Source organism: Blastomonas sp. UPD001 (assembly GCF_003426715.1).
In the GTDB taxonomy this organism is placed as follows: domain Bacteria; phylum Pseudomonadota; class Alphaproteobacteria; order Sphingomonadales; family Sphingomonadaceae; genus Blastomonas.
Map to the genome: position 1 here is coordinate 169,345 of NZ_QKVT01000001.1, position 8,438 is coordinate 177,782.

Below are 8,438 nucleotides of genomic sequence, written 5' to 3' on the forward strand. Positions count from 1 at the left end.
CAACGCCGGGGACGGGGCAATAGCTCGTCATCGACCAGCTCTGGCCAGAGGCCTTGGACGAGATGTCGTAGAAGGTCTGCAGGTCGAGCCCCAGCTTCTTGGCCAGCATGAAGGTCTCGCAGGTCGCGGCCATGGTCGCGCCCAGCAGCATGTTGTTGCAGATCTTCGCCGCCTGGCCTGCGCCATTGTCGCCGGCATGGATCACCGCCTTGCCCATATCAGCGAGGATCGGCTCGGCGCGCGCGAAACCATCGGCGCTGCCGCCGACCATGAAGGTGAGCGTGCCGCCATTGGCCGCCGCGATCCCGCCCGAGACCGGCGCGTCCACCGCCTCCAGCCCGCGCGCCTTGGCCGCGCTCGCGACCTCGCGCGCGGTATCGACATCGATCGTCGAACAGTCGATCAGCAGCGCGCCCGGCCGCGCGGCGCCGAACACGGTCTCGGTGTACACGCTGGCGACATGCTTGCCCGCGGGCAGCATGGTGACGACGACATCCGCCTCGCTTACCGCCTGCGCGGCGTCGGACACCGGATGACATCCCGCCGCCCCGGCGCGCGCCAGCGCCTCGCCCGAAAGATCGAACGCGATGACCTTGTGCCCGGCCTTGGCGAGGTTCGCCGCCATGCCGCCGCCCATATTGCCCAGGCCGATAAATCCGATTGTGCTCATGCTGCTGCTCCGCTCTCCATCGGCACCTCTGCGGGTGCCTCGATCAAATCCCACCGGTTGCCGTACAGGTCGGCGAACACCGCGACCTTGCCATAGGCTTCCTGACGCGGCGCCTCGGCAAAGGCGACGCCGGCTGCGACCATGCGCGCATGATCGGCGTCGAAATGCCCCGTGTGGACGAAATAGGCCACGCGCCCGCCCGCGGCCTTGCCGACCGCGGCCAGCTGCGCGTCGGACGTCGCGCGGGCGAGCAGCAACTGCCCGCCCTCTTCGCCGCCGACGCGCACCCAGCGCTTGCCGCCGCCCAGCTCACTCCCCCGCCAGCCCAGCGCCTCGCCGAACCAGCCGATGGCCTCGTCATAGTCGCGGACCAGATAAGCGCTGTAGGCGAGATGCACCGCCTCAACCCATGGTCGGGATGACGAAGGCGTTGCCGCCATCGACCGCACCGTCGGGCCAGCGCGCAGTCACCGTCTTAATCTTGGTCCAGAACTTCACGCCCTCCATGCCGTGCTGGTTGGTATCGCCGAACGCGCTGCGCTTCCAGCCGCCGAAAGTGTGGTACGCCACCGGCACCGGGATCGGCACGTTGATGCCGACCATGCCGACATGGACCCGCGCGGCAAATTCGCGCGCGGCATGGCCGTTGCGCGTGAAGATCGCGACGCCGTTGCCGTACTGGTGCTTGCTGGGCAGCGAGACGGCTTCCTCGAAATCCTTCGCGCGGACGATCTGCAGCACGGGGCCGAAAATCTCTTCCTTGTAGCTTTGCATGTCGGTGGTGACGCGGTCGAACAGCGTCGGGCCGACGAAAAAGCCGTTCTCGTGCCCCTGCAGCGTGAAGCCGCGGCCATCGACGACCAGCTCGCCGCCCTCGTCGATACAGGTCTGGATCCAGCCTTCGACCTTCGCCTTGTGCGCGGCGGTGACGACGGGTCCGTAATCGGCATCGGGATCGGACGAGACGCCGAGGCGCAACTGCTCGATCGCGGGGATCAGCTTGGCGCGCAGACGATCGGCGGTCTCGTCACCCACGGGTACGACCACCGGCAGCGCCATGCAGCGTTCGCCCGCCGAGCCGAAGGCCGCACCGGCGAGGTCCTTGACCACCTGGTCGAGGTCCGCATCGGGCATGACGATGCCATGGTTCTTCGCGCCGCCCATCGCTTGCACCCGCTTTCCGGCGGCGACACCGCGCTGGTAGAGATAATGCGCGACATCGGACGATCCGACGAACGACACGCCCGCAATCGCGGGGTGATCGAGGATCGCGTCGACCATCTCCTTGTCGCCATGCACCACCTGAAGGATGCCGTCGGGCAGGCCAGCTTCGCTCATCAGCTCGGCGAGGCGCACCGGCACCGAAGGATCGCGCTCGCTGGGCTTGAGGATGAACGCGTTGCCGGTGGCGATGGCGGGGCCGAACATCCACATCGGGATCATCGCGGGGAAGTTGAACGGCGTGATGCCTGCGCCGATGCCGAGCGGCAGGCGCATCGAATAGACGTCGATGCCCGGGCCCGCGCCGTGCGTGTACTCGCCCTTTACCGCATGCGGGATGCCGCAGCAGAATTCGATGACCTCGAGCCCGCGCTGGATGTCGCCCTTTGCATCGGCGTGCACCTTGCCATGCTCGCTGGAGAGCAGCGCGGCGAGCTCGTCGATATGGGCCTCGACCAGCTCCTTGAACTTGAACATCACGCGCGCGCGGCGCTGCGGGTTGGTCGCGGCCCAAGCGGGCTGCGCGGCGAGCGCGGCATCGACTGCGACATCGAGCACCGCGGCGCTGCCCAGATCGACCCTGGCCTGCACTGTGCCGCTATTGGGATCGAAAATGTCGGACTGGCGGGTGCTGGCGGGCGCGGTAACGCCGGGGGCCAGGCGATGGGTGACGGTGCGCATCGATGCTCTCCTATGGGTGCTTGTCGCTTGAGGGCGGCAATAGCCTCTGGCATTCCTGCAAGCAATTGCGTAAAAACATCACATCAGGCTGCATAAATGCCGCAGAGCAGCAGCAGCGCCGGTCAGGAGCGGATGGATGAACTGGGACGATCTGCGCATCTTCCTGATGCTGGCGCGCGCCGGATCGGTCGCGGAAGCCGCGCGGCGGCTGGAGATCGACCCGACCACGGTCGCGCGCCGGCTGCAACGGCTTTCTGGCGACCTGCAATCCACCCTGTTCGAGGCGAGCGGCAAGGGCATCGCGCTCACCGAACATGGGCAGAAGCTGCTGCATTATGCCGAAGGGGCGGAACAGGCGCTGGTCGATGCACGCACCGAGCTGACCGGCGAGCAGACGGTGTTCGCGGGCACGATAAGGGTCAGCGTCGCGGAGGGGTTTGCCGCGTGGATCATCAGCCGCAATCTCGCGAGCTTCCACCGCCAGCATCCCGCGATCCGCATCGAGCTGGTCGCGACCAACGGCTTTCTCAACCCCAGCAAGCGCGAGGCGGACCTGGCGATCATGCTCTCGCGCCCAACCGCGGGGCCATTGAAGGTGCGCAAGCTGGTCGACTATCAGCTCGGCGTCTATGCCGACCGCGACTATCTCGCCAGCGCCGGGCCGATCGCATCCGTCGAGGACCTGCGCCGCCACCCGCTGATCGGCTATATCCCCGATTTCATCTATGCCGACGAGCTGCGCTATCTCGACGAGATCGGCCCCGGACTCGAACCGGTGCTGACAAGCTCGAGCATCAACGTGCAGCACAGCCTGATCGCCTCGGGCGCGGGGGTGGGCATCCTCCCCTGCTTTATCGGCGAACAGAATGCGCGGCTGGAGCGGGTGCTGGTGGACAGCGTGGCGATCCACCGCAGTTTCTGGCTGGTGGTCCATCGCGACATGCGCAAGCTCGCACGGGTGGATGCGTTCATCCGCTGGCTCGACGCGCTGGCAGAGCGGATCGCGCCGGTGATGGGGGAGGATGGGTAGAGGGCTCGCGTGCCTCCCTGCTCTCTCCCCTTCAGGGGAGAGATACGAAGCCTTGCCAGCCTGCCTGGCTAGGCGAAGCCTTGTCGGTCTCCAGGCTGGCGATCGGCTCGTCGGCGGCGACGGTGTCGCCCGGCTTCTTCAGCCACTCGCCAATGGTCGCTTCGCTGATCGATTCACCCAGGACGGGGACTTTGACTTCGATGCTCATGGTTCACAAACCCTATTTCTATCCGCGTCCAACATGCGGAATTGATTATGTTTCTGCTGGCTCAGCTGCCACGCTGGCGGCGAATTTCCTCGCGGACATTATGACCGAGCGCATCTGCGATCAGCGCGCCCTGTTCGGCCTGGTGCCGCTTGGCGAGGCCGGTGGCGGGCGATGCCGCCGCGACACGTCCGGCATAGCGGGCGCGCTTGGGGGTGACGCCAGCATCGGCCAGGCATTCCTCGATGAACGGCTCGACGAAGAACCAGCTGCCATTGTTGCGCGCTTCTTCCTGCGCCCAGACGACCTCTTCCAGGTTGACCATGCGCTTGAGGCGGATGGTCAGCGGCTCGCCGGGGAAGGGGTAGAGCTGCTCGAGCCGGATGATCGCGGTGTTCTTGTCACCGGCGGCATCGCGCGCTTCCATCAGGTCGAACGCCACCTTGCCCGAGCACAGCACCAGGCGCTTGATGTCCTTGTCTTCCGGCTGGCTCGGGTCGGAAAGGATGCGCATGAAATGGCTGTTGCCCTGGAACTCGCTCGCCTTCGACACCGCCATCTTGTGCCGGAGCAGCGACTTGGGCGTCATGATGATCAGCGGCTTGCGGAAATTCCGGTGCATCTGACGGCGCAGCACGTGGAAATAGTTGGCCGGCGTCGTGATGTTGCACACCTGGATATTGTCGCCGGCGCACAGCTGCAGGAAGCGTTCGAGACGCGCCGAGCTGTGCTCCGGACCCTGGCCTTCCATGCCGTGCGGTAGCAGCATCACCAGACCGTTGGCGCGCAGCCACTTGGCCTCGCCGCTGGCGATGAACTGGTCGATCATGATCTGCGCGCCGTTGGCGAAATCGCCGAACTGCGCTTCCCACAGCACGAGGGTCTTCGGATCGGCCATGGCATAGCCATATTCGAAGCCGAGCACGCCATATTCGGACAGCGGGCTGTCGAGCACCTCGAACCGGCCATGCGGTACCTGTTCGAGCGGCAGATAGCGACCGCCGGTATTCTGGTCGATCCACACCGCGTGCCGCTGGCTGAAGGTGCCGCGACCCGAATCCTGGCCCGACAGGCGGACGGCATAGCCCTCTGACACCAGCGATCCGAACGCGAGCGCTTCGCCGGTCGCCCAGTCGAAGCCTTCGCCCTTGTCGAACATCTCGCGCTTGGCCTCGAGCACGCGGCGCAGCGTCTTGTGCACCTCATGGCCTTCGGGGATCGTCGTCAGCGTGCGGCCGAGGCTTTCCATCAGCTTCTTGTCGATGCCGGTCTCGATGTTGCGGCGCGCGGTTTCCGGGTCGGCGGGCATGTGCAGGCCCGACCAGCGACCGGCGAACCAGTCCGCCTTGTTCGCCTTGTAGGTCTTGCCGGCCTCGAACTCGACCTCGAGCTGATCCGAGAAGGTCTTGGCCGTGCCGTCGATCCAGTCCTGCGTCACCACGCCTTCGGCGATCAGACGATCGCCATAGATCTTGCTGACCTTGGGATGCTGGCGGATCTTCGCGTACATCTGCGGCTGGGTGAAGCTGGGCTCGTCGCCCTCGTTATGGCCGAAGCGGCGATAGCACCACATGTCGATCACGACATCGCGGTGGAAGCGCTGGCGGAAGTCGATCGCCATCTTGCAGGCAAAGGTCACCGCTTCCGGATCATCGCCATTGACGTGCAGGATCGGCGCCTGGACGCCCTTGGCGACATCCGACGGATAGGGCGACGAGCGCGCGAATTGCGGGCTGGTGGTGAAGCCGATCTGGTTGTTGACGATGAAATGGATGCAGCCGCCGGTATTGTAGCCGCGGATACCCGAAAAGCCGAGGCACTCCCAGACGATGCCCTGGCCTGCGAACGCGGCGTCACCGTGCAGCAGCACCGGCAGCACCTGGTTGTGATCGGCGAGATCGTCGCGGATCACCTGCTGTGCGCGGACCTTGCCGAGCACGACCGGATCGACCGCTTCGAGATGCGACGGGTTGGGGACCAGCGACATGTGCACGCTGATGCCGTCGAACTCGCGATCGGTGCTGGTGCCGAGATGGTATTTCACGTCGCCCGAACCGCCGACATCGTCGGGATTGGCCGAGCCGCCGGAGAATTCGTGGAATATCACGCGATAGGGCTTGGCCATCACGTTGGCGAGCACGTTCAGGCGGCCGCGATGCGGCATGCCATAGACGATTTCCTTGAGGCCGAGCTGGCCGCCGTACTTGATCACGGCTTCGAGCGCGGGGATCATCGATTCGCCGCCGTCCAGGCCGAAGCGCTTGGTGCCGACATATTTCTTGGCGAGGAAATTCTCGAAAGTCTCGGCCTCGATCACCTTGGAAAGGATCGCCTTCTTGCCGTTTTCGGAGAACTCGATGACCTTGTCGACGCCTTCCATCCGGTCCTGGAAGAAGCGGCGCTCCTCCACGTCCGAGATGTGCATGTACTCGAGGCCGACCTTGCCGCAATAGTTCGCGCGCAGCGTGTCGATGAGCTGGCGCACGGTGGCGCTTTCGAAGCCCATCGTGCCGCCCAGAAACACGGGCTCGTCAAGCTCTGCGCCGACAAAGCCGTGATATTCGGGTGTAAGGTCGGCGGGCAGTTCCTGCTGCGACAGGCCGAGCGGATCGAGGTCGGCCGCAAGGTGTCCGCGCACCCGGTAGGTGCGGATCAGCATCATCGCGCGGATCGAGCGGTCCGCCGCGCGCGCGATCGCCGCTTCGTCCACCGGCTTGCCCGCCTTGGCCGAGGCATCGCGCACCGCGGCCTTCACCGCCGCCTGCATCTGCATCGGGTCGAGTGCGGCGGTCAGATCACCGCCATCGGACAGCGGCCAGTTGCGCTGCTGCCAGCTCGGGCCCGGCTGCGGGCCTTCTGCAGGGTCGAAATCAAATCCGTCGTAGGTCATTCGCTTTGTCCAACTGATTGTCCATCCCGGTCCCCTGCGAAGGCAGGGGCCCATCTTGAGACCTCACCCAATACACTGCCGGCAGCGCGTCGCGGCCGGTCAGGAGATGGGCCCCTGCCTTGGCAGGGGACCGTTTAAATCTGGTCATCGACTGAGCTGCCACCACAGGTCGTCCCAGTCCTTGTTCAACTCTTCGATGGCGCGGACTTTCCATGCCCGCTTCCACTTTTTCATCTGCAACTCGACCAGCCTGGCTTCATGCAGATCATCAAAATGCGCGTACCAGACCAGCCTTGTGCAACCATGCTTCTTGGTGAACCCTTCGATTTGCCCGCTTCGGTGTTCTTCCACTCTGCGCGCTAGGTCGTTGGTCACCCCAATATACAAGGTCCCATTCTTGCGATTGGCCATGATGTAAACATAGCCTTCGCGCATCTGGCTCCCCTTTAGCCGGTCCCCTGCGCAGGCAGGGGCCCATCTCCAGCACCGTCCGCATTCTCCGCCGTTGCTTCAATCCCGCGCTCTCAGGAGATGGCCCCCTGCCTTCGCAGGGGACCGGCTCCGGAGAGGGGTTAGTTCAAATCACACCGTTTCGAGCAACTCGGCGAGCGTCTGTCCGAGGAGCGAAGGCGAGGGCGAGACGCGGATGCCCGCTTCTTCCATCGCCGCGATCTTGTCTTCGGCGCCGCCCTGGCCGCCAGAGACGATCGCACCGGCATGGCCCATGCGGCGTCCCGGAGGTGCGGTGCGACCGGCGATGAAGCCGACCATCGGCTTCTTGCGGCCGCGCTTGGCTTCGTCCTTGAGGAACTGCGCGGCTTCTTCTTCCGCGCTGCCGCCAATTTCGCCGATCATGATGATCGACTTGGTTTCGTCATCGGCCAGGAACAGCTCGAGCACGTCGATGAAGTTGGTGCCGTTGACCGGGTCGCCGCCGATGCCGACAGCCGTGGTCTGGCCCAAGCCGACCGCCGTGGTCTGGTGCACGGCTTCATAGGTGAGCGTGCCCGAGCGCGAGACGACGCCGACCGAGCCCTTCTTGAAGATGCTGCCGGGCATGATGCCGATCTTGCACTCGTCGGGGGTCAGCACGCCGGGGCAGTTGGGGCCGATCAGGCGCGACTTGCTGCCCTGCAGCGCGCGCTTGACGCGCACCATGTCGAGCACCGGAATGCCTTCGGTGATCGCGACGATCAGTTCCATCTCGGCATCGATCGCCTCGAGGATCGAGTCCGCAGCGAACGGCGGCGGAACGTAGATGCAGGTCGCGGTCGCACCGGTCGCAGCCTTGGCTTCGGCGACGGTGTTGTAGTTGGGCAGGCCGATATGCGTGGTACCGCCCTTGCCGGGGGTCACGCCGCCGACCATCTGCGTGCCATAGGCCAGCGCCTGCTCGGTATGGAACGTGCCGGTCGCACCGGTCATGCCCTGCGTGATGACCTTGGTGTGCTTGTTGACGAGAATGCTCATTTCTTGCGAAACTCCACTGCTGTGGCCGTGAGAACAAGGCCGGTAAGGGGGATGCCGGTGGCGGCGAGCGCGCCGGGTGCGGCGTACGAAACTTCCATTTCCATATGGCCGGGCTTCAGGCCGGGGTTCCAGACATTCTTCGTGAAGCCGGGCAAGGGATCGGTCGAGCTGCCGGGTTTGCGCGCTGCCCAGCCTTCGAGGTCTTTTGCCGATATGGGGGCGGGGGCCGCGAAATCATAGACGCGGCACCCATGGCTCTGCATGTCGCCGA

At 65.2% G+C, this 8,438-nt stretch carries 8 protein-coding genes and 1 pseudogene; 1 reads left to right on the plus strand and 8 read right to left on the minus strand.

From position 1 onward, the window contains the following. From mmsB to DM995_RS00820, 3 genes are all read right to left on the minus strand, one after another. A partial coding sequence (gene mmsB, locus DM995_RS00810; protein WP_116968182.1) for a 3-hydroxyisobutyrate dehydrogenase occupies nucleotides 1-670 on the minus strand: 670 nt, incomplete at its 3' end. Next, nucleotides 667-1,068, minus strand: coding sequence for a VOC family protein (locus DM995_RS00815; protein ID WP_232823959.1), 402 nt, complete (start codon nucleotides 1,066-1,068; stop codon nucleotides 667-669). The genes mmsB and DM995_RS00815, both read right to left, overlap by 4 nt. A 4-nt stretch (nucleotides 1,069-1,072) precedes the next feature. After that, entirely contained in the window at nucleotides 1,073-2,572 is a 1,500-nt protein-coding gene (locus DM995_RS00820; RefSeq protein ID WP_116968184.1) for a CoA-acylating methylmalonate-semialdehyde dehydrogenase, read from the minus strand. A gap of 136 nt (nucleotides 2,573-2,708) precedes the next feature. Between DM995_RS00820 and DM995_RS00825 the strand changes: the two genes are divergently transcribed. Then, nucleotides 2,709-3,602 carry a LysR family transcriptional regulator gene (locus tag DM995_RS00825; RefSeq protein WP_116968185.1) on the plus strand — a complete coding sequence of 298 codons (894 nt, stop codon included), beginning with the start codon at nucleotides 2,709-2,711 and terminating at the stop codon, nucleotides 3,600-3,602. A 73-nt stretch (nucleotides 3,603-3,675) separates the two neighbouring features. Here the strand turns inward: DM995_RS00825 and DM995_RS00830 are convergent. The 5 genes and pseudogenes from DM995_RS00830 to DM995_RS00850 all read right to left on the minus strand — a co-directional run. Further along, a pseudogene (locus tag DM995_RS00830) lies at nucleotides 3,676-3,810 on the minus strand (biotin/lipoyl-containing protein); the annotation flags it as partial. A gap of 61 nt (nucleotides 3,811-3,871) precedes the next feature. Continuing rightward, nucleotides 3,872-6,697 (minus strand): 2-oxoglutarate dehydrogenase E1 component, encoded by a 2,826-nt coding sequence (locus DM995_RS00835; protein ID WP_116968186.1) that lies wholly within the window; start codon nucleotides 6,695-6,697, stop codon nucleotides 3,872-3,874. A gap of 144 nt (nucleotides 6,698-6,841) precedes the next feature. Further along, a complete protein-coding gene (locus DM995_RS00840) occupies nucleotides 6,842-7,132 on the minus strand; it encodes a GIY-YIG nuclease family protein (RefSeq protein ID WP_232823960.1) in 291 nt (96 codons plus the stop codon). A 147-nt stretch (nucleotides 7,133-7,279) separates the two neighbouring features. Then, complete coding sequence (sucD, locus tag DM995_RS00845; RefSeq protein WP_023839527.1) at nucleotides 7,280-8,167, minus strand: succinate--CoA ligase subunit alpha; 888 nt, start codon at nucleotides 8,165-8,167, stop codon at nucleotides 7,280-7,282. Further along, nucleotides 8,164-8,438: hypothetical protein (locus tag DM995_RS00850; protein ID WP_198669213.1), on the minus strand; the 275-nt coding region annotated here is incomplete at its 5' end. The genes DM995_RS00850 and sucD, both read right to left, overlap by 4 nt.